This window comes from Pseudanabaena sp. UWO310 (assembly GCF_006861605.1).
Lineage (GTDB): Bacteria > Cyanobacteriota > Cyanobacteriia > Pseudanabaenales > Pseudanabaenaceae > Pseudanabaena.
On sequence record NZ_SELU01000006.1, the window covers coordinates 42,386 to 66,678 of the forward strand.

At 43.9% G+C, this 24,293-nt stretch carries 24 protein-coding genes; 15 read left to right on the forward strand and 9 right to left on the reverse strand.

Annotated elements, in window-relative coordinates:
- The first annotated feature begins 70 nt into the window (after positions 1–70).
- Both PseudUWO310_RS03620 and PseudUWO310_RS03625 read left to right on the forward strand, forming a co-directional pair.
- Positions 71–289 (forward strand): hypothetical protein, encoded by a 219-nt coding sequence (locus PseudUWO310_RS03620; RefSeq protein ID WP_142599086.1) that lies wholly within the window; start codon positions 71–73, stop codon positions 287–289.
- On the forward strand, positions 282–551 hold the full coding sequence (locus PseudUWO310_RS03625; protein ID WP_142599088.1) for a type II toxin-antitoxin system YafQ family toxin: 270 nt from the start codon (positions 282–284) through the stop codon (positions 549–551). The genes PseudUWO310_RS03620 and PseudUWO310_RS03625 overlap by 8 nt, the downstream gene beginning before the upstream one ends.
- 60 nt (positions 552–611) lie before the next feature.
- Here the strand turns inward: PseudUWO310_RS03625 and PseudUWO310_RS03630 are convergent, their stop codons facing one another.
- Positions 612–1,187, reverse strand: a complete 576-nt coding sequence (locus tag PseudUWO310_RS03630; RefSeq protein ID WP_142599090.1) for a Uma2 family endonuclease — start codon at positions 1,185–1,187, stop codon at positions 612–614.
- 575 nt (positions 1,188–1,762) lie between these two features.
- Here PseudUWO310_RS03630 and serS point away from each other — a divergent pair.
- From serS to PseudUWO310_RS03645, 3 genes are all read left to right on the forward strand, one after another.
- Complete coding sequence (gene serS / locus PseudUWO310_RS03635) at positions 1,763–3,037, forward strand: serine--tRNA ligase (protein WP_142599092.1); 1,275 nt, start codon at positions 1,763–1,765, stop codon at positions 3,035–3,037.
- Between the two features lie 154 nt (positions 3,038–3,191).
- On the forward strand, positions 3,192–3,866 hold the full coding sequence (locus tag PseudUWO310_RS03640) for an L-threonylcarbamoyladenylate synthase (RefSeq protein WP_142599094.1): 675 nt from the start codon (positions 3,192–3,194) through the stop codon (positions 3,864–3,866).
- Positions 3,867–3,907: 41 nt separating this feature from the next.
- Entirely contained in the window at positions 3,908–4,309 is a 402-nt protein-coding gene (locus tag PseudUWO310_RS03645; protein ID WP_009627182.1) for a hypothetical protein, read from the forward strand.
- 153 nt (positions 4,310–4,462) lie between these two features.
- Here PseudUWO310_RS03645 and surE read toward each other — a convergent pair whose 3' ends face one another.
- Together surE and ndhO are read right to left on the reverse strand one after the other, a co-directional pair.
- Positions 4,463–5,158, reverse strand: a complete 696-nt coding sequence (gene surE, locus PseudUWO310_RS03650; RefSeq protein ID WP_142599096.1) for a 5'/3'-nucleotidase SurE — start codon at positions 5,156–5,158, stop codon at positions 4,463–4,465.
- 191 nt (positions 5,159–5,349) lie between these two features.
- Entirely contained in the window at positions 5,350–5,568 is a 219-nt protein-coding gene (ndhO, locus tag PseudUWO310_RS03655; RefSeq protein ID WP_142599098.1) for an NAD(P)H-quinone oxidoreductase subunit O, read from the reverse strand.
- A 655-nt stretch (positions 5,569–6,223) separates the two neighbouring features.
- On the opposite strand from ndhO, the gene PseudUWO310_RS03660 reads away from it, so the two are divergent.
- The 3 genes from PseudUWO310_RS03660 to PseudUWO310_RS03670 all read left to right on the forward strand — a co-directional run bounded on the left by PseudUWO310_RS03660 (position 6,224) and on the right by PseudUWO310_RS03670 (position 8,226).
- The gene (locus tag PseudUWO310_RS03660; protein ID WP_142599100.1) at positions 6,224–6,472 is read left to right on the forward strand and encodes a Ycf34 family protein; all 249 of its coding nucleotides are present in this window, start codon (positions 6,224–6,226) and stop codon (positions 6,470–6,472) included.
- 71 nt (positions 6,473–6,543) lie between these two features.
- A complete protein-coding gene (locus PseudUWO310_RS03665; RefSeq protein WP_142599102.1) occupies positions 6,544–6,729 on the forward strand; it encodes a hypothetical protein in 186 nt (61 codons plus the stop codon).
- A gap of 531 nt (positions 6,730–7,260) precedes the next feature.
- Positions 7,261–8,226: an N-acetylmuramoyl-L-alanine amidase-like domain-containing protein gene (locus tag PseudUWO310_RS03670; RefSeq protein ID WP_142599104.1), complete on the forward strand. Its 966-nt coding sequence runs from the start codon at positions 7,261–7,263 to the stop codon at positions 8,224–8,226.
- A 15-nt stretch (positions 8,227–8,241) separates the two neighbouring features.
- Here PseudUWO310_RS03670 and PseudUWO310_RS03675 read toward each other — a convergent pair whose 3' ends face one another.
- Both PseudUWO310_RS03675 and PseudUWO310_RS03680 read right to left on the reverse strand, forming a co-directional pair.
- Complete coding sequence (locus tag PseudUWO310_RS03675; RefSeq protein WP_142599106.1) at positions 8,242–9,471, reverse strand: CheR family methyltransferase; 1,230 nt, start codon at positions 9,469–9,471, stop codon at positions 8,242–8,244.
- Positions 9,459–9,896, reverse strand: coding sequence for a chemotaxis protein CheW (locus PseudUWO310_RS03680; protein ID WP_142599108.1), 438 nt, complete (start codon positions 9,894–9,896; stop codon positions 9,459–9,461). The genes PseudUWO310_RS03675 and PseudUWO310_RS03680 overlap by 13 nt, the downstream gene beginning before the upstream one ends.
- A 542-nt stretch (positions 9,897–10,438) precedes the next feature.
- Here PseudUWO310_RS03680 and PseudUWO310_RS03685 point away from each other — a divergent pair.
- The 5 genes from PseudUWO310_RS03685 to PseudUWO310_RS03705 all read left to right on the forward strand — a co-directional run bounded on the left by PseudUWO310_RS03685 (position 10,439) and on the right by PseudUWO310_RS03705 (position 18,077).
- Entirely contained in the window at positions 10,439–12,187 is a 1,749-nt protein-coding gene (locus PseudUWO310_RS03685) for a methyl-accepting chemotaxis protein (RefSeq protein WP_142599110.1), read from the forward strand.
- 127 nt (positions 12,188–12,314) lie between these two features.
- A complete protein-coding gene (locus PseudUWO310_RS03690) occupies positions 12,315–13,049 on the forward strand; it encodes a chemotaxis protein CheW (protein WP_142599112.1) in 735 nt (244 codons plus the stop codon).
- On the forward strand, positions 13,046–16,003 hold the full coding sequence (locus tag PseudUWO310_RS03695) for a response regulator (RefSeq protein WP_190315893.1): 2,958 nt from the start codon (positions 13,046–13,048) through the stop codon (positions 16,001–16,003). The genes PseudUWO310_RS03690 and PseudUWO310_RS03695 overlap by 4 nt, the downstream gene beginning before the upstream one ends.
- 6 nt (positions 16,004–16,009) lie before the next feature.
- Positions 16,010–17,020 carry a chemotaxis response regulator protein-glutamate methylesterase gene (locus PseudUWO310_RS03700; RefSeq protein ID WP_190315894.1) on the forward strand — a complete coding sequence of 337 codons (1,011 nt, stop codon included), beginning with the start codon at positions 16,010–16,012 and terminating at the stop codon, positions 17,018–17,020.
- A gap of 25 nt (positions 17,021–17,045) precedes the next feature.
- A complete protein-coding gene (locus tag PseudUWO310_RS03705; protein WP_142599182.1) occupies positions 17,046–18,077 on the forward strand; it encodes a diguanylate cyclase in 1,032 nt (343 codons plus the stop codon).
- Positions 18,078–18,305: 228 nt separating this feature from the next.
- Here the strand turns inward: PseudUWO310_RS03705 and prmA are convergent, their stop codons facing one another.
- Complete coding sequence (prmA, locus tag PseudUWO310_RS03710; RefSeq protein ID WP_142599114.1) at positions 18,306–19,232, reverse strand: 50S ribosomal protein L11 methyltransferase; 927 nt, start codon at positions 19,230–19,232, stop codon at positions 18,306–18,308.
- Positions 19,233–19,342: 110 nt separating this feature from the next.
- A complete protein-coding gene (locus tag PseudUWO310_RS03715) occupies positions 19,343–19,744 on the reverse strand; it encodes a DUF4346 domain-containing protein (RefSeq protein WP_009627154.1) in 402 nt (133 codons plus the stop codon).
- A gap of 249 nt (positions 19,745–19,993) precedes the next feature.
- On the opposite strand from PseudUWO310_RS03715, the gene PseudUWO310_RS23200 reads away from it, so the two are divergent.
- Both PseudUWO310_RS23200 and PseudUWO310_RS03725 read left to right on the forward strand, forming a co-directional pair.
- Positions 19,994–21,760 (forward strand): serine/threonine-protein kinase, encoded by a 1,767-nt coding sequence (locus tag PseudUWO310_RS23200; protein WP_223805516.1) that lies wholly within the window; start codon positions 19,994–19,996, stop codon positions 21,758–21,760.
- Positions 21,761–21,826: 66 nt separating this feature from the next.
- The gene (locus PseudUWO310_RS03725) at positions 21,827–22,642 is read left to right on the forward strand and encodes a DUF429 domain-containing protein (protein WP_142599116.1); all 816 of its coding nucleotides are present in this window, start codon (positions 21,827–21,829) and stop codon (positions 22,640–22,642) included.
- A gap of 34 nt (positions 22,643–22,676) precedes the next feature.
- Here PseudUWO310_RS03725 and PseudUWO310_RS03730 read toward each other — a convergent pair whose 3' ends face one another.
- Both PseudUWO310_RS03730 and cobA read right to left on the reverse strand, forming a co-directional pair.
- Entirely contained in the window at positions 22,677–23,054 is a 378-nt protein-coding gene (locus PseudUWO310_RS03730; protein WP_055074166.1) for a DUF86 domain-containing protein, read from the reverse strand.
- Between the two features lie 54 nt (positions 23,055–23,108).
- Positions 23,109–23,897, reverse strand: a complete 789-nt coding sequence (gene cobA, locus PseudUWO310_RS03735) for a uroporphyrinogen-III C-methyltransferase (protein ID WP_223805517.1) — start codon at positions 23,895–23,897, stop codon at positions 23,109–23,111.
- Between the last annotated feature and the right edge of the window lie 396 nt (positions 23,898–24,293).

Here is a 24,293-nt window from a genome sequence, read left to right on the forward strand (position 1 = left end):
TCAGCATTATAAACCGATAAAATAAATTAATATGATCTAAAGTAAGAACCCTGAAAATCGATCAAGTCCTATGCAAACATCAACACCCGTCGGTAATATCTTAGAAGCAATATCAATTCTCGATTTTGAAGATCAGCTTTTTGTAGCCGAAACCTTACAAAAAAGAATAGTAGAACTACGCAGAAACAAAATTGCCTTAAGAATCCAAGAAGCCGAAGAGAACTATAGGCTTGGGAAAGTTCGTTCAGGCAGTGTTACAGATCTAATGATGGATTCTACTGATGATTGAAATAACTTGGGATGAGTCATTTACTCGAATCTTAAAGAAATGGCGCAAGAAAAATCCTGAACTTGTCGATCGATTTCAGCAAAAACTCGAACTCTTTAAACATGAGCCATTTCATCCATCATTGAAGACCCATAGCTTAAGTGGAAATCTTGCAGGATATTGGGCTATCAGCATCAACTACGAACATAGACTAGTTTTTAAATTTTTATCTGATATCAAAGTGTTACTAATCGCTCTCGGAACTCACGATGAAGTGTATTAAATCTAAAGTGTCTATTGATTCATCGTGCTTAAAGCGATCGCGCATTCGCCGTATCTTAAATTACCAAATTTCCGCAAGACTCAAAACGAACTCAGGCAATACATCTTCCCCAGAGAGCGAAATCGGATTTTGTAAAACTTCCCTAGGCTTACCAAGGCGATAAACTTCTACTTCCCGATCTTTACGATTAATCAGCCAACCAAGCCTCGCGCCGTTATCCTGATACTCCTGCATCTTTGCTTGTGTGACCTTCAAATTATCGCTAGGGGACATCAATTCCACTACAAAATCTGGACAAATGGGAGCGAACTTTGCCTGTTGTTCGGTCGTTAATGCTTCCCAACGCTCCTTCAAGATCCATGAAGCATCAGGCGAGCGATCGCTACCATTCGGAAGTTTAAATCCCCCAGAAGAATCAAAGACAATACCCAACTTTGTTCTTCGATTCCAAAATACGAGATCGGCATTTAAATCAGAATTACGGGCGCTTGTTTCACTACCTGCGGGAGGCATAATTGTAATATCACCTTGAGCGTTGCGCTCAAATCTGAGGTCGCTATTTTTGCGGCAAAGTTGAAAAAATTGTTCGTCAGTAAGATCGATTACAGACTCTAGGCTGATCGTTAAAGCATTCATAGTTCTCAGTGAGGAGTTGAGCCTACATAATGATTTTATCACAGGCTCATTTATCACAGGTTCTAATACCAATTCACGAAAGTGTTGCCACGCCTTCGTGAATTAAATTTGTGAATTAAAAACTAAACCTCGTAAGGGTTTTCAAATTAAGAAATGGCTACGCCATTTCTTAATTTGGTATAGCAAGGACATAAACCCCTAAAGATGAGTGGCGGCGCTTTGCGCCGCCACTCATCTTTAGGGGTTTATAGCTACCGCCAACTGTATCAGGACATAATACCAATTCGTGAAAGTGTTGCCACAATTTCATGAATTAAAAACCAAACCCAGTAAGGTTTTGAGATTTCCAAAATGGCGTTGCCATTTTGGAAATTGGTATAAAACCCAAGATCGTGTTGTCGCGCTCCGCGCGACAACACGATCTTGGGTTTGAATTTTGTCCTAATAAGATTGGCGGTAGCTGTATATCCTAAAGTAAACCTTACATTGCTATAGCAATCAAAAATTAACGATCGCCTTAACGGTAATGCAGTGAGTTATGATGCTTTGAATGCGTTTAGGTTAAATAAAAGTCCGTGTTAGACATTAAGCTCGTGCGATCGCAGCCCGAACAGGTACAAGCTCGCCTCAACAGCCGAGGCAAAGGTTACGACATCAGTAAACTGGTCGAACTAGAGCAGGAAGTTCGCGGGCTCGAAACTCAGCGATCGCATTTGCAAGCCGAAAGCAACGACATCGGCAAGCAAGTCGGCATCAAAATGAAATCGAGTGCCCCTGCCGAAGAAATCCAAGCACTCAAAGCGCGATCGCTAGAAGTCAAACAATTACTAGCAGAACTCGAACCCAAGGAAAAATCCTTGCGGGAAGAGAGTAATGCAATCTTGATGACCCTGCCCAACTTGCCTAGCGAAACCACACCCATCGGCGCGAATGAAGATGAAAATGTGGAAGTGCGGCGCTGGGGCGATGAATATAAGACTAGCCGTACCGATATCTTGCCCCATTGGGAAATTGGCGAAAAGTTGGGCATCCTTAACTTTGAACGCGCTGTTAAGATCGCCCAAACTCGCTTTGTCAACCTCATTGGTGCGGGAGCCGCCCTCGAACGCGCCCTAATTCAGTTCATGCTGAATACCCATACCGCTAATGGCTATACCGAAGTTGCGCCGCCCCTGCTTGTCAATACTGCCAGCATGACAGGCACGGGACAATTGCCAAAGTTTGCTGAAGATCTCTTTAAATGTGCTGAAGACGATCTGTGGTTAATTCCCACGGCGGAAGTTCCCGTTACAAATCTCTATCGCGATGAAATCCTTGAGGGTGAAAATCTCCCCATCCATCACTGTGCCTATACCCCTTGTTTCCGTCGCGAGGCAGGAAGCTATGGACGCGATACCAGAGGGTTAATTCGTTTGCACCAGTTCAACAAAGTGGAACTGGTCAAATTTGTACTTCCTGAGAACTCGGCGGCGGAGCATGAGAAGTTAGTACGCGACGCGGAATCCATTCTCCAAGCCCTAAAGCTTCCCTATCGGGTAATGGAACTCTGCACGGGAGACATCGGCTTTAGTGCCGCCAAATGCTATGACCTCGAGGTATGGCTGCCTGCGGCAAATACCTATCGCGAAATTTCTAGTTGTTCTAATTTCCTAGATTTCCAAGCTCGACGCGCCAATATTCGCTTTAAGAGTAAAGGTAAGAAGGGAACGGAATTTGTGCATACGCTCAATGGCTCAGGACTGGCCGTGGGACGCACGATGACCGCCATTCTGGAAAACTATCAGCAACCTGACGGACGCATTTTAATTCCTGAAGTGCTACAACCTCTACTAAATAGAGAATACCTCTAGAAAAAGTCCAGTTATCTGGTTACTTCTAGATAACTAAAAATATTTTGAGCTTTCTGAAAACCCCCAGAAATTTTTAAAAATCTGGCTTTGCCAAATTTTTAAAAATTTCTGTTATTCCCCAAAGCCTCTTGAGGCTTTAACAAGAGACATAATTATGGCTACGATCCACCGACTGCATCCAGACAATCCCCAAGCACGTACGATCGCCCAGATTGTCGATGCTTTACGCGATGGCGCGATCATGCTCTATCCGACGGATACAGTCTTTGCGATCGGTTGCGATCTGATGTCAAAGTCGGCAGTGGAGAGCGTTCGCAAGCTGAAGCAGATGTCGAACGATAAACCTCTAACGTTTTTATGTTCGTCTCTTTCTAATATTGCGGAATATGCCAATGTCTCCAATGCCAATTATCGCACGATGAAAAGTTTGGTTCCAGGTCCATTTACTTTTATCTTGCCAGCGACCAAGCTCGTGCCGAAGTTGGTGTTAAATCCAAAACGTAAAACTACAGGCATTCGCGTTCCCAATCACATGGTATCGCAAGCGCTAATTGAAGCATTAGGCAATCCCGTTATTTCTACTTCTGCAAATTTGAAAGAAGACGTTCTAGACAGTCTGGAGTTGGACTATCAGGGCAAAGGTAGCAAACAGCGCCATGTTTCGACCCTTTCCAAAATTGAACTATTCGATTACTTTTATAAGTTAGTCGATCTCATCGTTGACGATGGTTCCGAGCTCAGTTATGAGGTCTCGACCATCATCGATCTTACCGACGATCTCAATCCCCAGATTTTGCGTCAAGGACTAGGGGAAGTTCCATTTTTGTAATATAAGCTCTAACTAACACGCTTTGTCTGGAGATGCAAAATATGCGTTCTTTACGAAAATTACCGCTATTATCATTAGCTCTTGTCCTATTTGGTTATATCGTCTACGGATGGTTGCTGTCGATTCACAAGGCAGATTGGCGGATCTGGATTCCTGCTGGCGCGATCGCCTTTGGGGTTGAGTGGATTGTTGCCGTTGGATGGGCGATCGCCGCAGTCTTTTTTGTGTTCTTCCAAAAATCACAGTTTGCCCTATCTCTAGGCATTAGCATCGTTTGGGCATTGTTGATGTATGTGGCTCGAAATGAACTTCGCGCTTTTATGAACAATCGGGGATGGAATTTTTTTGTTCTAGCCTTGATTGCTGGTGGAGGTTTGGGGCTCGGTTGGTTTACCGATACATTGCCTGTAATCCGCACTTTTGGCGAATCGCTAATTAAATAGCCTAGGCTTCATCTTCTCCACAGCATTGTAAATATAGCTACAATAAACCCCAAGAATTGAATGGCGGCGCTTCGCACCGCCATTCAATTCTTGGGGTATTATACCAAAACTCAAAATGGCAACGCCATTTTGAGTTTTGGTATCAAATATTGCTCAGATCCTCATTTGGGTAACTGAAATTTTGCCAGAGAAACAAACATCCACATCGGTATTTGGCGTACGCTCGCGGAGGTGATAGCGACCTGCATAGGTCACCCGATCGCCTTCAGTCTGAAACTCTAAGGGTAATGGGGAATTCGACTTTTCACAAAAAACAACTTCAGTGTTCAGATTTTGCTCTGCTTCAGGCAAATGGGGCAAATTCACATTCCAATAGGACTGCGGCGGCAGGGGAATTTCCAGAAGTTGCTTGATTACACGCGCAGCAGTCTCAGATGCCCAAGTCCAGTTAAATTCTCGCCGCCGATCTTGATAGTGGGAAATGGCGATCGCAGGAATATTATAAAAAGCTGCCTCGCGCACCGCCGCAACCGTGCCAGACATGTAGGTATCGAGCCCCATATTAGCGCCATGATTGATTCCTGACAGCACCAATTTCACATCGCTGTATAAATGGGCGATCGCAACCCGCACGCAATCCGCAGGCGATCCAGCGATCTCGTAAATATCCTTGTCGCGTTGGGCGATCGCGATCGGCTCTTTGGTTGTTACTTGATGACCACAACCCGAATATTGACAATTGGGAGCAGCGATCGCCCCTTTATTCCCAAAAAATAGTTCCGTCGCTCGTTGCAAAGCCCAAAGTCCCTCGGCATCAATCCCATCGTCATTGGTCAAAATTACTGTCATAACTTCCTAAAATTAGCGCTAACGCCCCCAAACCTATACCAATTCACGAAAGTGTGACAACAATTTTGTGAATTAAAAACCAAACCCAGTAAGTGTTTTCAAAACACAAAATGGCTACGCCATTTTGTGTTTTGGTATTAAGCACGATGCGCCACAGGTTTAGGCTTTGGGTTGTAATTATTTCCTATGGATTAAGCCGCTTGTTCCTCTAGCTGATCCTTATGCAGCCAGATTACAGGTGTAGGGACTTTAGCAAATTTGATTTGCACGTAATCACCGCGAAACTCTAACACTTCGCCCCATGTCTCAAAAATGTACGATGACCAGCGAGTATCATTTGCCGATGCTTCAAGACTATTTTCTAACTTTTCACGAACAGCGCGAACGAGAGTGCCTTTTTTCAGTGCCATAATATTCAATGCAACAAATTGTTAAGGATTTAAAACTGCTACTAAGTATTGTATAACAGAAGCTCAAGCAGTATTTAGGAATAACTAGCGAAGTTTTCATCCGATCTTGGGCAACCTGAAAACTTCTATGACTTCGATAGATAATTACCTATCAAAGTCACCAGTCCTAATAGGTATGGAATCCTTCACTCTCAAGAAAAAACTTCAAAAGCTCTGACAGCAATTATTGATCAAACGAACCACAAGAAAAATCTTGAAAGCGTTGCGAAGCAACGCTTTCAAGATTTTTCTTGGTTTGGATTTGAGCGCAAAGCGCTGGATATCTATGCATAGAGTCCTTTAAGAACTTTTGATAATCCTACTTAGTCTGAATATATAGCTACAGTCACTTGAATTAAGACAAATCAACCCCCAAGAATTGACTGGCGGCGCTTCGCGCCGCCAGTCAATTCTTGGGGGTTATGTCCTAGTATAGCTGCCGCCAGTTTTGTTAGGACAAAATCAAAACCTCAAAGAGAGTTGCCGCGTGGAGCGCGGCAACTCTCTTTGGGGTTTTATGTCCTGATACAGTTGGCAGCAGCTATACATTTGGCGATAGCTATAACACCACCAAATATTTTTGTTAGGATAGCCCCATGAATTAGGTATAACTGCCATGTGCATCTGCATCAATTGCACCTATGTCGATCGCTGCATCACCTATCACTCCGTTGAGAGCCTCCACCAGCAACCACATCTAACCGAAAATCCAGATTTTGAGGCTCTCTCTCCCACGATTAATGTTAATATCCGCACGGAATCCGAAGATATTCAAATGGAATGGGATGTGGTTGGCTGTGAGAGTTTTTCGGCAGAAATGGGGAAATGGGTAAAATTGCGTCCAGGCGAACTTGTCCCCACGTGACATACCCGACACTCATTTTTTTCTGTAAACAAAAAAATAGAGTATGGGCTTCCTCTTTCACTGGGAGAGCCTTGTTAGAGCCATCTCTAATCTGGACTTATCCTCCCTCCGCAGGTTTTACTCACTCCATAGTGGTACTAACTGGCAAGATAGTTTCCTATCTTCGAGGCAGACTCCCTGTGTCCCAAGGAGTAGAGTTATTTACTTCACCCATCCATAAGCCCTTTTACGGCTTAGCGGGATATTGGGGCTATTAGTGTAAAACTAATAGGTGGTGTCTAGCCTTTATACAACGGAAAGTTCGCCCACCACGGCTACTCTTTTCAACTCCGCTTAGTTCTTTTTTACCATGGATTCACTGTCGCTTAACTTGTTTTCTGATTCGTTTTCATCCCGCCACTCATCCCTGTAAACGGATAGAGTGCGGGACTTCTCACTCACATTAGTTAAAAGATCATAGTTTTCAGTTTAGCTAAGTAACTAGGCAAAATTTAATATAAAGTCCCAAAACCTGTAGCGCAAGCTGCGCTTGCGCTACAGGTTTTGATTCTGGGTTTTCATTATGCCCAACTACTTATAGCTATATTCACTTAAATCAGAACATCAAACCCAATAGAGAGTTGCGGCGCAAAGCGCCGCAACTCTCTATTGGGTTTGATGTCTTGATTTACGAAAGTGTGACAACACTTGCGTGAATTAAACATCAAACCTAATAAGGATTTGAAAAACTAAAAATAGCTACGCTATTTTTAGTTTTGGTATAATTAGCAGCATTTAGTTAGGAATTCATGTCAAAAGCTATCAAACCTTTTTTGCTATGTACTTTATTAGGAATATCCTTTAGCGATTATTTTATTCCCGAATTTAAAAATTGTGATCGGAACGATCGCGTTATCGTCACCGCTAAAAGCAATCCATCAACTTTGCAAAGCCATGCATCAAGCGTATCTGCAAGCTTAGATGTTTTAGACGATCCCACCACAAAAACAGAATATCAGCGACTCATGCAGTCCTTTGGCGATCGCATATCACAATTGCCTATGAATGAAGTCTTACAAACAGTTTCTAGTCAATTTCTTGGCAAGCCCTATCGTGAAGGCTTATTAGATCGAGGGGAAATCGAAAAGCTATCCGTATCGCTGACGGAATTTGACTGCGTGCTATTTGTTGAAACCGTTTTAGCCTTCACTCGTAATTTGTTGGCAACCAAACCGACCTATGCAAACTTTATCGAGCAGGTTCAAACCGTAAGGTATGCAAATGGAAATTTAGATGGCTATTGTAGTCGCTTGCATTATTTCTCTGCATGGATTCGCGATAATCAGAAACGTAATATTGTGCGCGATCTTACCGCCGAATTAGGGGGGATTCGCCTTGAAAAGCGCCTAAACTTTATGAGTAGTAACTGGCAAAAATATCCAAGACTCAAACATAGTGAAAGCAATTACCAATGCATTTTAGCAATGGAAGAAAAGCTGGAATTAGAGACAAAATCCGCGCCATTACGGTATATCCCATCTCCAAACATCCATGCGATTTATTCATCCCTAAAAGCTGGCGACATTATCGCAGTCGTAACTGATATCAAGGGGCTAGATACAACCCATACAGGCTTTGTCTATCCCACTGCTAAGGGCTTTGGGTTTATCCATGCATCTCCATCGGGCAAAGTCAAAGTCTCACCCGATCTCCAGCGCTACGTGGAAAGGGTAGACCATGCGATCGGTATTATGGTGGCCCGTCCGCAGCCCTAAAGAATTTGACATTTGCTACTGTTGGAGCCGCTGACGCAGGATTTCTGCACCAGCGCGATCGCCCATTTTTTCCTTTAATAGGTAGAGATGAAAGAGTGCATCGTCATGCTTGGGATTGAGATAAAGCGCACGCTGAAAAAAATGCATCGCCTCAGTTTCACTGCCCTGCGCTTGATAGATCTGCGCGAGCAGTACATAGGCTTCCACATCGGTACGATGGCGTTCGAGATAGCCTTTGCCGATACTAATTGCTTCTTGTAAAAGCCCGCGATCGGCAAGTTTTCTGGCTTCTTCTAAGGGATTGGGGAGATTGCGATCAACAGATGTTGTTGCGATCGGTTTGAAGGAAGCGGAAAAATCACCCTTCATTTCCCCTTGCTCCAATGGAGAAGTAGGTATGGGGACTGTACTTGCGGCGATTGGCTGAGGGCATAACGCCAATTTGCGGTAGGCATAGGCTTTGCTGGAGGGAATAGCTTCAAAAAGAGATTGGGGAATTTGTCCCATTTCGGAATGTCCGACAAAAAGAATCCCATCGTTAGCGAGCATTTGGTGAAGACGTTGTAAAGCGCGATCGCGATCGCGCTGATCGAAGTAAATCAGTAAATTTCGGCAAAAGATAACATTATAGAAAGAAAGCCTATGAATACCAAATTGAGGGTCGAGAATATTATCGCGGGAAAATCTTACCGAGTCCCGAATCTCTTTATGCAACTCATACTCGCGATCTTTTGCTGTAAAATAACGGGCTTGAAACTCTGGGGAAGTCATCCGAAAAGAATTCATCGTATAGACTCCACGGGTTGCTTTTTGAATCATTTTTTGACTGACATCAATCCCCTCAACTTGAAAAGCATTGAGAGATAAACCAGATTCCATCAGCGTGATAGTGATTGAATAGGGCTCTTCACCACTGGCACAGGGTACGCTTAAAACCCTAAATATGGAGTGGCGTTGCTGTGGCAAACGTTTATGCGTAATGTAATTATGCGTAATGTAATGCTTTAGGAATGTAAATGGTTCACGATCGCGCAAAAAACAAGTTTCAGGAACCGTCACCACATCAATAAATTCCTGTAACTCCCCACCCGAACTCTGTAAAAGACGGTAGTAGACTCGCTCATCTGTTAGATTGAGAGAACGCATTCTCTGACGAATCGCACTAGCGATCGCACTGGGACTGACCGTATTTGCATCCATCCCTATCTTTTGTTTGAGAAATGCGGCGATTTCTATGTGTGACATATATCTGGTAGCAAACGATCTAATTTTACCTGCTGAATTAGTCCATAGCGATCGCTAATGATTTTGCCTAAATAGGGAGCATCACTGACCGTAATTCCTGAATCAACAAACTCCGTATCTTGACTGTCAATGGTTTCCGTAACTCTTTCCGCCACCACACCTAAAATGGAAGGAGATTCTTGTCCTGAGACTTGATAGCGCACCAAAATAATCCGAGTGCTTAAATGCGTCTTGCAAGGGGTTCCCTGAATTAGCTGACAGAGATCGATGACAGGAACAATGACGTTACTATACTTAAACATTCCAACAACGGGAGGAGGTAATTGTTGCGGTGTTCGTAGAGATGTCAATCTTACGACCTCAACGACATAGCTACAGGCGATCGCATAGCGTTCGGTTCCCACATAAAAAAGCAGCATCAACATAAGCCATATCCAATATATCTAGATAGACATTTAATATTAAGTATCTCAGCATAATTAAAATCCCCATCTAAAACCTGCGGCTCACGCTGCGCGTGCGGCGCAGGCTTTAGGATTTTATATTTAATTAAGCCCACGTACTTAGTATTATTTTAGTCTTAATAAAGAAGTAATGATTTTTGTTGGCTAAGTATCATCTAGAATACAGCACTAAGATAATGCTTCTAAATGATTATTCTAAATGATTACTCTAAATGAGTGTTTAAGTAAATGGGGAAATTAAAAATCTGGTTTAAAAACTTTGGCGCACATATCTTTGATCACAGTTCCATGATGGGAATATTCGCCCTAAGGATGAATATTTAATTATTAGAAACCCAAAAAAATCAAGTAAAATTCCAGCATTTTATAGATATTAAAAATCTAGAATTACTGGCATATTTTCCTGCAAAACAATTTATAGAAGCCTTTGTATATACTGATATACTCATTTTAGAATTAGCTATGTTATGAAGAGAAGTATTTATTCTGGAGTTAAATGATGTATGTTTAAAAACTTAGGCTTGCAAGCCAGAATTATCGGAGCATTTTTACTAATGGCTATCTTAGTAATGATAGTTTCCTTAGTTGGACTCAGTGGTAATCAAAATCTAAGCGAACATATACGCACTTTAGGCAAAAATAATGCTCCTAGTCTTTATCATCTGGGAATTATCAACGAAGCGCAGACTGCCGTAAAGGCATCACAACGAAATCTACTAATTCCTCAAGTAGCTAAAGAAGAAAGATTGAAATCGCGACAGACGATTGAATCAAAATTTAAAGTAATTACGGATAGTTTTAAAGTATACGAAAGTTTGCCCATTGATGATACGGAGTTAGGCATCTATAGAGAATTAAAAAGTCCTTGGGAAGAGTGGACACAAAATAGTCGCCGTTTTTCGGAGATTAGCGATGAGTTTGAAAGCGCCGATATGCCCAACCCATTGCAAGTCATGTTCGATCTCACCCAAAAAGGACAAGCTAACTCTCCAGAATTTGTCAAAGCAAAAAACGCTGCCGATGTTTTAGCCAAACTAGTAAGTTTTTCCTTAGTGACCTTAAATCCATCTTTTTATAAAGCCGATGATGCTATAAATAAATTACTTTCTTACAACCTCAGCCTTTCCGTAAAAACAGCGCTCAAAGCGGAGGAAGATGCTACTAAAGCCATTCGCAACAGTCTAGGCATAGCGATCGCGGGGGCGGCGATCGCCATATTTTTCGGAGTTATTTTCAGTAATATAATCGCTAAACCCCTAGGAGCAAAAATCGCTGGTGTGGTCTCTGTTGCCGAAAAGATCTCCGTTGGTGACTTGACCAGCCGCGTTCCAGAATCATCGACTAAGGATGAGATTGGGAAATTACTGGATGCATTTAGGTTGATGACCCATAATCTCAATGGATTGATCGGCAAAGTCAGTCAGACGGGGATCAAGATCATGACTTCTTCAACCCAAATTTCTGCCTCTGGCAAACAACTCGAAGCCACGGTCAACGAACAGGTAGCTTCAACCAATGAAGTGGTCGCCACGGCTAAGGAAATTGCCGCCACCTCAACGGAACTAGTCCATGTCATGAATGAAGTCTCGAGGAGTGCGGAAGCTACCGCAGCTTCCGCAAGTGGCGGACAACAGGAACTCACCCGCATGGAAAACACCATGCGTCAGTTAGCGGAGGCAACGGGTTCGATCTCTTCTAAACTCGGGATCATTAGCGAAAAGGCTAATAATATTAACAGTATCGTCACGACAATCACGAAGGTTGCCGATCAAACTAATTTGTTGTCCCTAAATGCGGCGATCGAGGCGGAAAAAGCAGGTGAATATGGGCTAGGATTTGCGGTCGTGGCTAGGGAAATTCGGCGCTTGGCAGATCAAACTGCCGTAGCAACCCTAGACATTGAAACCATGGTCAAAGAAATGCAATCAGCAGTTGCCACGGGGGTGATGGAAATGGATAAATTTACCCGCGAAGTTGGTCATGGCGTTGATGATATTCGGGGCATTAGCGGAAAATTAGCGGGAATTATCCATCAAGTGCAGGGATTGACTCCCCGTTTTGATGCCGTCAGTCAAGGAATGGAAGGGCAGTCTCTCGGCGCGACCCAAATTAGTGAAGCGATGGTGCAATTAAGCGAGGCGGCTAATCAAACCGCCGATGCCCTCAGAGAGATCAATCGGGCGATCGATCAACTCAATGAAGCTGGTTACGATCTCCGACAAGAAATATCGCGGTTTCAGTTGTTGAGTTAAAAGTATTCGCGAATATATTCGTAAATATATTTACTAATATGGCGAAAAATATGGCGAAAAATATGGCGAAAAATATGGCGAAAAATATGACACGAAAAATATAACAGAAAGGTAAGAGCCATTCTTTATGAATAATTCCCACGGTACTAACCTAAGTAATACAACCAATACAACCAGTGATACAACCGAAACCACCCAAAATTGCTGGCGTAAGGTTGGTGTATGGGGCGATCGCTCCTGTCCAGAATTAAAAAAACAAATTCATTGCCGTAATTGTTTTATTTATGCCGCAGCAGGGCGATCGCTCCTAGAAAGAGAAGCCCCCCTCGGCTATCTCGATGAATGGACAGAAACCGCAACGCAGGATATACCAGAAAATTATCGTTTAAATGCTGCTAATCGCCTTTCGGTCGGCATTTTTCGGTTAGGTGCTGAATGGTTGGCTTTACCAGCGCAGCTCTTCAAAGAAGTAACTCAGGTACAGACTATCCATACCATTCCCCATCGCAGCAATAAGATCTTGCAGGGATTAGTGAATATTCGCGGTGAAATTTTGATGTGTATTTCTATGATGGAATTACTGGGCTTAGAACCTACCACTGCTCACCAGATCGATCGCCAAGGACAGGTTGTGTACCCTCGGATGGTGGTAGTTACCAAAGATGGATATTCTTGGGTATTTGCCGTGGATGAAATTCAAGGTATCCATGCCATTCATCGCGATCGCCTCCAAGAGATCCCCACCACGATCTCCAAACGAACGGAAACCTATACAAAAGGGCTTATGTTTTGGCAAGATCGATCTGTGGGCTATTTGGATGACGAATTGCTATTTTATACCTTAAGCAGGAGAGTGCTGTGAACCAACCAGACTTGGGCGACTTCTCCATGCTGGATCTATTTCAAATGGAGATCCAGAGCCACACCGCTGACATGTATAAAAGTTTAGAAGCCATCTCTGGCAATCTCGGTGCTGCCTCTAGAGATTTATTTACCAACCTCATGCGCGCCACCCATTCGATTCGGGGAGCATCCAAAATTGTCCATATCGAAGCGATCGCTAATTTAACCGCTAGTCTGGAAAACTGTTTTGTGGCTTTTCAAGAAGGTTTTTTCCTCCCGAAACAAGAACATATTGACCTTTTTCATCAAACCGTTGATTTCCTTGCCGAGGTTGGACAGGTTCCTGTCGCAGAAATCTCCTCTTTTTTGAGCGATCGCCAAGAATATATTGACCTTTACACCCAACGTATTAATAGGGTTACCAGAGCCGAAGATCTTCATCTCGGTGAATCCACTGAGCTAAAAACGTTGGAGAGCGATAATCCGACCCCAAATCATAGAGCGATTAAGGAAGCCGATGGAGAATCCCTTTACAATAGCCACCTAATTGAATCGCCCCTAAGCGATACAATTCCCGATCTGAGCGACTTCTCCATGTTAGATCTATTTCGGATGGAGGTAGAAAATCAAGTGGCTGTGCTCAATGATGGATTGCTACAACTGGAAAACACCCCTAACGCGATCGATGAAATCGAACCACTCATGCGCGCCGCCCACTCGATTAAAGGCGCGGCGCGTATCGTCCAACTCGATGTTGCCGTCCAATTAGCGCATATTCTAGAAGATTGCTTTGTCAGCGCTCAATCAGAATTAATCAAAATCACCAGCAGTCATATCGATATCTTTCTGCAATGTGTCGATATTTTACTCAATATTTCCCAAGTATCTTCAGGAAACATTTCCGATTGGTTGACTGACAATCGGGACAATATTGGGGAAGTTCTGGTGGCGATGGAAAGTATTTTGCCTGAAGAACGACGCAATAGATTAGATAGATTAGTAGTGGCTGGGGCTTATACGGAAAAAGAGAAAGTCCCACAAGCCAAACAAGCCACAGAAGAGCCTAATCAGGGCTTGACCTATGTGGAATCTTCCCTCAGCCTAGTGGCAGGACATTCTGTTGCCAAGCCCAGCGAAGCGCTCATGGTGACAGAGGCAGATGCGATCGCAGCTAGTTCTCCCGTACAGTCTACGACACTTACCAAGCCCCACCACGAGACTGAAAAAATTGCCGAACGTACCGTCAAAGTCAATACGGATAATCTCAATCGTTTAATGGGGTTAGCAGGAGAATCCCTCGTAGAAGCTAATTGGTTGCAACCTTTTGCCGATTCACTCCTAAAGCTAAAATATTTACAAGCAGATCTAGATCGGCAATTAGAGGTTCTTTCCGAGTCCCTTGAATCTCAGAAAAAGCTTAATTCAGTCGAGTCCATCCAGTTTAAATCCGCTCGTCGCACCGCCGATAGTTGTCGCCATTTTCTATCTGAGCGCTTGAGCGAACTAGAGGTTTTTGCTAGGCGATCGGCAAATCTCTCCGATCGCCTATATCGTGAAGTCATCGCTAGCCATATGCGCCCCTTTGCCGATGGAGTACAGGGCTTTCCCCGCATGGTGCGCGATTTAGCAAGACAGCTAGGCAAGCAAGTTAAGCTGGAAATCATTGGTAAGTCTACCCAAGTCGATCGCGATATTTTAGAAAAGCTAGAGGCTCCCCTAACGCATATTCTCCGCAATGCCATCGATCATGGATTAGAAGCCCCTGAAGCGAGAATAGCTGTAGGTAAGTCTCCTGAAGGAATCATTCGCCTTGAAGCAATGCATCGTTCGGGAATGCTGGCGATTACCGTCAGCGATGACGGCAAAGGATTAAATCCTGAGAATATCCGTCAAAAAATAATTGACAAAAAGATGACGACTCGCTCTATGGCAGCCCAAATGAGCGAAATCGAACTCATGGATTTTCTGTTTTTACCAGGATTTTCCACAGCGAAACAGGTTACCGAGGTGTCTGGGCGCGGTGTGGGGCTAGATATCGTGCAGAATATGGTACAGCAGGTCGGCGGCATGGTTCGCGCATCCTCACAGGCGGGTAAAGGGATGACCTTTCATCTACAGTTACCCCTAACTTTATCGGTAACCCGTTCTCTCTTAGTGGAGATTGGAGGAGAGCCCTACGCCTTTCCCCTCTCGCGCATTGATCACATCGTTTTAGTCTCAAAATCAGAAATTCACCTCATCGAGAACCGCCAATATTTCACGTTTGATCAATATAATATTGGGCTCGTCGTGGCTTGTCAGGTTTTAGAATTAAGAGAATCGCAACTCAATCTAGAAGAACTGCCGATCATCATTATTAGCGATCGCCATAGTCGTTATGGGTTAGTAGTTGACAAGTTTTTAGAGGAGAGAGAATTAGTCGTTCGTCCTTTAGATAAACGCTTAGGCAAAATCCCCAATATTAGTGCTGCCGCCTTAATGGAAGATGGAGCACCTATTTTAATCATTGATGTGGAAGATATGGTTCGTACTATCGATAAGTTATTGACAGGCGGCAAACTTGATAAAGTCAGTCACTATGAAGATAAAAAATCTATTAAGAGTCGCAAACGTATACTAGTGGTAGATGATTCTATTACCGTACGAGAAATGGAACGAAAACTACTGGAAAATAAAGGCTATGAAGTGGAGGTTGCCGTGGATGGAATGGATGGATGGAATGCAATCCGTACGGGTAGCTTTAATTTGGTTGTATCCGATGTGGATATGCCGCGCATGAATGGTATTGAGTTAGTCAGTCAAATCAAGAATCATCCCAACCTAAAATCTATACCTGTAATTATCGTATCTTATAAAGATCGAGAAGAAGACCGCCTTCGCGGTCTGGAGGTCGGTGCTGATTACTACCTTACTAAGAGTAGTTTTCATGACAATACCCTGATTCAAGCCGTACAAGATCTAATTGGAGTCTAATTTATTATGTCTACCCCTAGGAAATTGCGCATTGCGATCGCCAATGATTCCATGCTTGAAGCCGAGGCGTTACGCCGTACAATTGCCTCCGTCCCCGAATATGAAATTGCTTGGATCGCCAGAGATGGCGGTGCTGCGGTCAACCAATGCGCCCGTGATACTCCCGATCTTGTCCTCATGAATTTGATTATGCCAGTTCTCAATGGTGTACAGGCGACGCAACAAATCATGCAAACTAATCCCTGTGCGATCCTATTGATTACCGCCGATGTCAACGAACATGCCAATAAAGTCTTTGAAGCCATGGGTTATGGAGCTTTGGATGCGATTGATACTCCTTCGATCGGCTTAGAAGAAAATTCCCTTGGACGCAACAAGCTACTTCAGAAAATCGCGACCTTGAGTAAGCTCGTAATTCGTGCCGATCTAAGACGTGCGTCTCCCAAGCCCCCTTTACTCGCCATTGGTGCTTCTACTGGAGGACCTAAAGCCTTAGCCATGATTTTATCCCAACTACCCGCCAGTTTTCCTGCTGCCATTGTAATTGTGCAGCATGTTGATGCCCAATTTGCCTCGGGCTTGGTTAATTGGCTGGGTACTCAGACTCCTCTGACCGTAAAGTTAGCAATTACGGGAGAGAAGGTTGAAGGGAATTGTGTCATGATTGCAGGAACCAATGACCATTTAATTATTACACCCCAGCTTACATTTCAATATACCGAAGAACCGATAGAAACGCCTTTCCGACCTTCCGTCGATATCTTCTTCCATAGCATTATGAAGAACTGGAAAAGTAAAGGTGTAGGATTGCTATTAACTGGTATGGGTAAAGATGGTGCGGAAGGGTTATCGGCATTAAAATCCGCTGGCTGGCATACGATCGCACAGGATGAGGCAACGAGCATCGTTTACGGAATGCCCAAAGCGGCTTTTGAACTAGGGGCTGCTTGTGAAATTCTACCCATTGACGCGATCGCCTCTGCTTGCAATCGCCAGATATCCCTATTACGGGCTTAATACTTTAAAGAAAGAATCAAAAATAATGTTTGGCAAACCCAAATCCCTTCCCAATGAGCCGCTTATTACCGTGCTACTTATCGATGATCAAGCAATTATCGGTGAGGCAGTGCGGCGAATGCTATTAACGGAAAGTGATATCATTTTTCATTTTTGTAGCGATCCCTCGGTTGCCATTCAGAAAGCGATCGAAGTTGCACCCACAGTGATTTTGCAGGATTTAGTAATGCCAGAAATCGATGGCTTAATGCTCTTGAAATTCTTTCGGGCTAATGTCGTCACCCGTGATATTCCCATGATCGTCTTGTCTAGTAAAGAAGAAGTAGAACTTAAAGCAGAAGCCTTTGCGATCGGAGCCAATGATTATTTAATTAAACTACCCGATAAGATCGAACTGATTGCCCGTATTCGTTATCACTCACGCGCCTATATCAATCTCTTGCAAAGAGATGAGGCTTACCAAGCCATTCAAGATTATTTAAAAAAATTAGAAATTGAACGCCGCAAAGTTGTCGAACGTACCAATGAACTTGCTCACCTGAATGTCGAATTGGAGCGGATAGCTAGCATAGACATGCTCACAGGAGTAGCAAATCGACGGCAATTTATGTATCGACTCGAACAAGAGATAGAACGCAGTCGTCGCTATAAACGCCCACTCTCTCTAATTGCCTTAGATATCGACCACTTTAAAAAGATTAACGACACTTGGGGACATGGGGGTGGGGATATCGCCCTCTATGATATCTCGCAACGGGTTAATCTGCTGATGCGAGAGAGCGATTTGCTCGGAAGAATTGGCGGCGAGGAGTTTGTGGTATTGCTAACAGAGACCTCCTCGGAAGAAGCTATGCTTGTAGCCGAGCGACTTCGCTCCGTAATTGCCGACACACCAGTAGTGATCAATGGCAATAATGTTGATGTAACCGCAAGTTTTGGGGTGGCAACCTTTGACCAAGAGAAGGATACAATTACGACGATTCTCTCTAGAGCCGATAAGGCTCTATACATGTCGAAAGAAACGGGTAGAAACCGTGTAGTTGTCGCAAACATTTAATGGAAACATTTAATGGAAACATTTAATATTGAGTAACGACTGCCTCCTCCATCAAGAATTGATATGCTTAATTAGCTCAGCATAAAAACCAAAACCAGAGAGGATACCGCCCGCTACGCGGGCGGTATCCTCTCTGGTTTTAAATTTACTTATGCTTACTCCCTTGCCAGTGAATAATTAGACGTTGCGGCGCAACGTCTAATTATTCACTGGCAAGGGAGTAGCTCCTTAATATTCCGATCGCCTAATTGTCAGACATGCCCATTCTTGACGCTTCCAAAAAGTAGCAATTACCCATTTATGGGCATCTAGGGCATCGGCGACCTTCGGTACTTGCTCGATTAAGATTCCACTTAAAATTCCCCAACCATTTTCGCCCACCAGTTTATCGAAGTAGGGAACCATATCGACAATGATATCGGCGAGGATATTACAGGTAAATCCATGGGCAGGTTCGGGCATATGGGCAATCAGATCTTGGATGCTCCCTTCCGCAACCCAAATTTTTTCTGCGGCAATGCCATTGAGTTGACGATTGTGATTGGTGGCTTTAATTGCCAAAATGTCATTGTCGATCGCATAGGTTTGGCTCGCACCAATTAATAAAGCACCAATACTCAGAATGCCCGAACCACAACCGACATCAGCAACCACAATATTATCTTCAGGCTTGACTCCCCAAAGACGCATTTCTAAAGCTTCCAGACATAGCTGGGTCGTAGCATGAGCACCCGTACCAAAAGCACTACCAGGATCGAGACGGAGAATTTGGCGATCGCCAAGATCGGCAGGGGCTTCAATCCAAGCAGGATAGATCGCCAACATGTCACCAATTTCCTGTGGACTCCAATGTTGCTTCCAACTCGATGACCAGTCCTCGTCATTAATCACTGTCCATTGAGTGACAGGCGCTTCGTAATTAACGGCGATCGCATCCTGTTTTAGCCATAGCGACAAGGCCGCCAGATCCAAAACACTACCTTTCTCGACAGGCAAATAACTACTAATTTGAATCTGTCCGTCTTTTTTTTGGCTTGCCATTCCTTGACAACCAAAATTTTGCAATCGCCAAAAAATTTGCTCTTCTAGAGATTGCTTGGCTATAACTTGAATTTCCCACCAACTATTGTTAATGGAGCCGATCAAAGGTGACATCTGGCGCTTATGACTATTGTATGAATGATTATATTTTAGATATCTGATATTCAGAGCAAGTACTTAAGAGAAAATACTTAAGAGCAAAGCCATAAATACCATCAAAATCTTTAGTCTTGGATATATTCCTGTTGTTGTAACAGCGCTAATTCCGCTCGCTGTATTTCGCGACCTAGGTAGGCAGCATGGTCAAATAGTGTAACAGGGCAGGGGTGTGTTTTCTCAAAGATCTCGACACAGAGTTCCTTTGCACTTCTGCCTGTAAATAATTGCACGGCCTGACGGTCAACCTTGCCTCTAGCTGGAATTGGTTTGCCAGTTTCAGGATCGACTGCTAAACCTTGATCATTAATGATGTTGCTATAGTATTTAGCACAAATTAAACTTTGTTGATAATCCACATAGATAATAAAGTAACCGCTGGGATCAAGAGCTAGCGATCGCTTAGATAATTGATTATCAATTTCATGGATTTGTTGAGCAAGTAGATTAGGTTTAGCAGTCAAATTCATTAACTTTGAGGCAAGAGCATATTTTTTATAGTTATCCTATGATACGACTTAATATTCTCGTTTATACAGGTTTATAGCGTTTCCAAACCAAAGAGGAGAGGGTTGGCGCTTCGCGCCAACCCTCTCCTCTTTAACTATAGCTATAGATGAAGTTTTAGAGAATCATCGGATTCCAATACATTCCTATACAATGGGATACAACAGGACGATAGTTAATATCCAGAGCCGATAACTAGAGGGGCGATCGCCATGCCAGCCAAAGTATTAGATGGACGTTATAAATTAATTAAACAAATCGGAGCAGGTGGATTTGGACATACCTTCATTGCCAGAGATATGCGTCGTCCGGGATCGCCGCCCTGTGTTGTCAAACAACTGAAGCCTGCCAGCGACGATCCTAACTTTATCCGCGAAGCCAGACGGCTATTTAACACAGAAGCTGAAACCTTAGAGAAATTGGGCAGACATGACCAAATTCCTCAACTCCTCGCCTACTTTGAAGAAGACAAACAGTTCTTTTTAGTTCAAGAATTTGTAGAGGGAAAATCGCTTCATGACGAACTAAAAGCGGATTTGCCAGATGTGGCAAATTTAGATAATCAGTCTCAAGAGGTCATTCTTGATGAACTAGCCAATATTGATAACAACACCAGAGACAAACAGCTACGCGAAGTGGAAGTTCTCAAAATCTTGAAGGATGTCCTAGAAGTTTTGGAATTCGTCCATTCTGAAGGGGTAATTCATCGCGATATTAAGCCAGATAACCTAATCCGTCGCAAGAAAGATCAAAAAATCGTCCTCATTGACTTTGGCGCTGTTCGAGCCATGCAAGATGCTAATACTAAACTTGCTGCCGACGAAAAGGGCGAATCGCGATTTACCGTAACCATTGGTACTCCTGGATATATGCCTAGCGAGCAATGCGCGGGACGACCCAATTACAGCAGTGATATTTACGCCTTAGGGATGGTCGCTATTAAGGCTCTCACGGGCTACGCTCCCACTGATTTGCCGAACGATCCTGCTACAGGGGAACTAGTGTGGCGTGACAAAGCCAAGGTCAGTAACGGTCTGGCAATGGTATTAACACGCATGGTTCGCTACCACTATACCCAAAGATATCAGTCAGTACGGGAGGTCAATCAAGGCATTAGTACTTTCGCGACCATGAGTGAGGTGGAACGTCAAGCCACGACCAGCAAGATCGTCCGATCCACAATTCTAACGGGAACAGATGGCTTAACTACCTCTAATAATACTTCTTACCAAGCTAATACCCAAACTCGGCGAGTGGTTCCTGCTTCTAACTCAGCTAGTTCTAACTCTGGAGTTCTATTTCTGTTTGGTGGTCTATTGGCAGTAGTTGCGGTAATTGCCGCCTTTGTTTTGCCTGCGCTGATGCGCAACAATCAGCCATCTGTGATTGTCAATAATCAACCGATCACGCCTAGACCGATCGCTCCTGAGTCAAATCCTACAAGCCCAGTCCCCGTTGCGACTTCCAGCGAATCGATCAATCAAGTTCTTAATTTAGAGGCGAATAAAGAATCCTTGGTTATTCCCAATAAAATAGCAGGGAATGCTACTCACAGCTATAGTATTCAAGCTAAGGCTGGGCAATTACTTAGTACGGCAATTACGGGCAATGGACTATCCCTGACGGTACTCAATGCTCAAGGCATCGCCTTACCTAATGCCGTCAATGTTTTGAATGCCGATCTGCCAATTACCAGCGATGGAGCCTATACGATTCAATTGAGAGGACTGGGAGCAGCGGAAGTTCCCTATCAACTGAAACTAGGGCTTAAAGATACGACGATCGCTCCACCTACGCCGCTACCCAATACCATTCCCAGCGCAATTCCCAGCCCAATTCCCAGTTCCAGTCCAATAGTAACGCCCCCAAACACCACGGTTCCTAGCCCCCCCATTTCCACAACACCGCCCACCGCCCCAGCAACACCTGCACCGCCGCCACCCAAAATAGAAGTTAAAGTCAAAAATTACAAAAATTAGTCAATACGATCAGAATGGAGAGCGCAAAGTGCTCTCCATTCTGATCATATTTAGCATTACCGATTTATGGAATTGATATATGGAGTTGATTTCACAAGCGCCCCAAGGCAAGGGAAGGCAATCGTTTGCACGGAGGCTTGGCGAGAAGCTGATATTTTACATATTAAAAAGTTCCATCGATTTACAACTTTGCCATCATTTATAGACTTTTTGGAGCGATCGCCAACTTGTCTTGCAGGAGTAGATTTTCCTCTGGGTCAGCCCCGAAAATTAATCGAAAACTTGCAATGGGGAAATACTTGGGCGGAATATGTCGATCGCGTCGGACAGATGACAAAACAGGAGTTTGTGGAGGTACTGGATCGATATCGGCAAAATCGTTCTAAGGGCGATCGCGAGCATTTGCGCCATACCGATCGACTTGTGGGCGCAATCAGCCCCATGAAAGTTTATGGAGTACCTGTGGGGAAAATGTTTTTTGAAGGGGCTCCGCGAATGCTCAAAGCAGGATTTAATATTATGCCCTGTCATCCTACGGATGACTTGCGTACTGTCATTGAGGTTTATCCTGCCCTCGTTGCCAGATTTTTGATCGGTAGACAAAGCTATAAATCCGACTCAAAAGCCAAACAAGACTCTCTCATGCAGTCGGCACGCCAAAAAATAATTGCACTCTGGCGATCGCCTATTTTTCAGGCTAAATATGGCTTTGTCATCGACATCAGCCCACATCTTGCCGATGAGTGCGATCGCGATCCTTCAGGCGATACCATCGATGCCGTTCTCGCCGCAATTCAAGCAGCATGGGCAGGGCAACAGCCAAATTATGGAATTCCTGCAACCTGCGATCGCCTTGAAGGCTGGATTTGTAATGCTCTTTGAGTAAGGGTGGCGCACTGCGCTGCCCTTAATCCTCCTATAAAGTCGCGAGTGCCTTTCGCATTAACTCCTTGATAAAAGGTATTTCTTGATGAGTCATCTCCCATAGGGTATTGAGATCGATTTCCAAATAACCAAACATCAAGCTATCTCCCACACTGGTCAAACGCCGCCAATTAATCTGGGGATAGCGATCCATAAAACTAATCGGCAACCTTCTTGCCGTCGCCCCAATAATGCCGATCGCCCTTTCCACCGCAAAGATCGTTTTTTGATCGTGACTAAACTCCAAAAAATCTATTCCCGATACAAAGGATTCTGTTGCGGCGATCGCTTCCAAAATGTCCTGTATTTGTACTTCCAGACGGTTAATATTTTCGATTCCAACGGGAATACTCACTTCATTTACGCTCATTAGCCTTTTTCCGTATACTAAGAACCAGAGACGGCTTGTTACTCCGCCTCCTTGTTAGACCTGCCGAAAGTTTACAATATTGCCAATGACTGCGATCGCTGGCGGTGTAAAGTTCTTTTCGCGCACAAGTTCGACAATATTACCCAAACAACCGATTAATTCCGACTGATCACTACGAGTTCCCTGCCGAATTAAAGCTACAGGTGTAGCCTCAGACAGTCCCGCCGCAATCATCCTAGGCACAATTTCACTTAAATTATGCAATCCCATATATACAACAATCGTTTCGGCAGCTTTGGCGATCGCCGCCCAATCGATCTGGGGACGATATTTGCCTGCGGACTCATGTCCTGTCACAAAAATTACCGATGAACTGAAATCACGATGGGTAAGGGGAATCCCTGCATAGGCAGGAGCGGCAATGCCCGATGTAATCCCTGGAACAACTTCAACATCAATCCCCGCTGCGCGTAGATCCGCCAACTCCTCACCACCACGCCCAAAAATAAAGGGATCGCCACCCTTCAACCGTACGACGATCGCCTGTTCCTTCGCCTTCTCGATCAATAATTGCGTAGTCTCCTCTTGCAATAGTGAATGATTTCCCCTACGTTTACCCGCATGAATTTTTTCAGCGATCGGGTTAATCATCTCCAGAATTTCATCACTGACTAGGGCATCGTAAAGCACCACATCACAGTTTTCTAAGAGCGCCTTTCCCTTCAAGGTCATTAATCCCGCATCACCAGGTCCCGCCCCCACTAAATAAACCTTGCCAAAACTAGCATGGGTAGATCCTTGAGTAATTGAATTTGTATCGAAATCTATATCTTTATTTGTCATTCGTCTTAATTGTTCGTCGTGAAAAGCATCGTATCTAAGCGGCATCTAAGCCAAATATTGCAAGGCGATCGCATCACCATTTTCCTCATGTATTCTATTTGTTATAGCAATGTATTAGGATTTCCAATTTGTCGTAAGTACCTCAGCATAATTAAAATCCAGAGCTAAAATCTGCGGCTCACGCTGCGCGTCCGCCGCAGGTTTTAGGGTTTTATATTTAATTAAGCCCACTTATACCAATTCACGAAAGTGTGACAACACCTTTGTAAATTGCAAGCCAAACCTAGTAAGGGTTTGAAAAACACTAAATCCTAACCTTTAAAAATGTTGAGACGCAGCCATTTTGTTAAGCCAGATCGAGGAGAATTCGCGAACCACATATTCTAAATATTTATT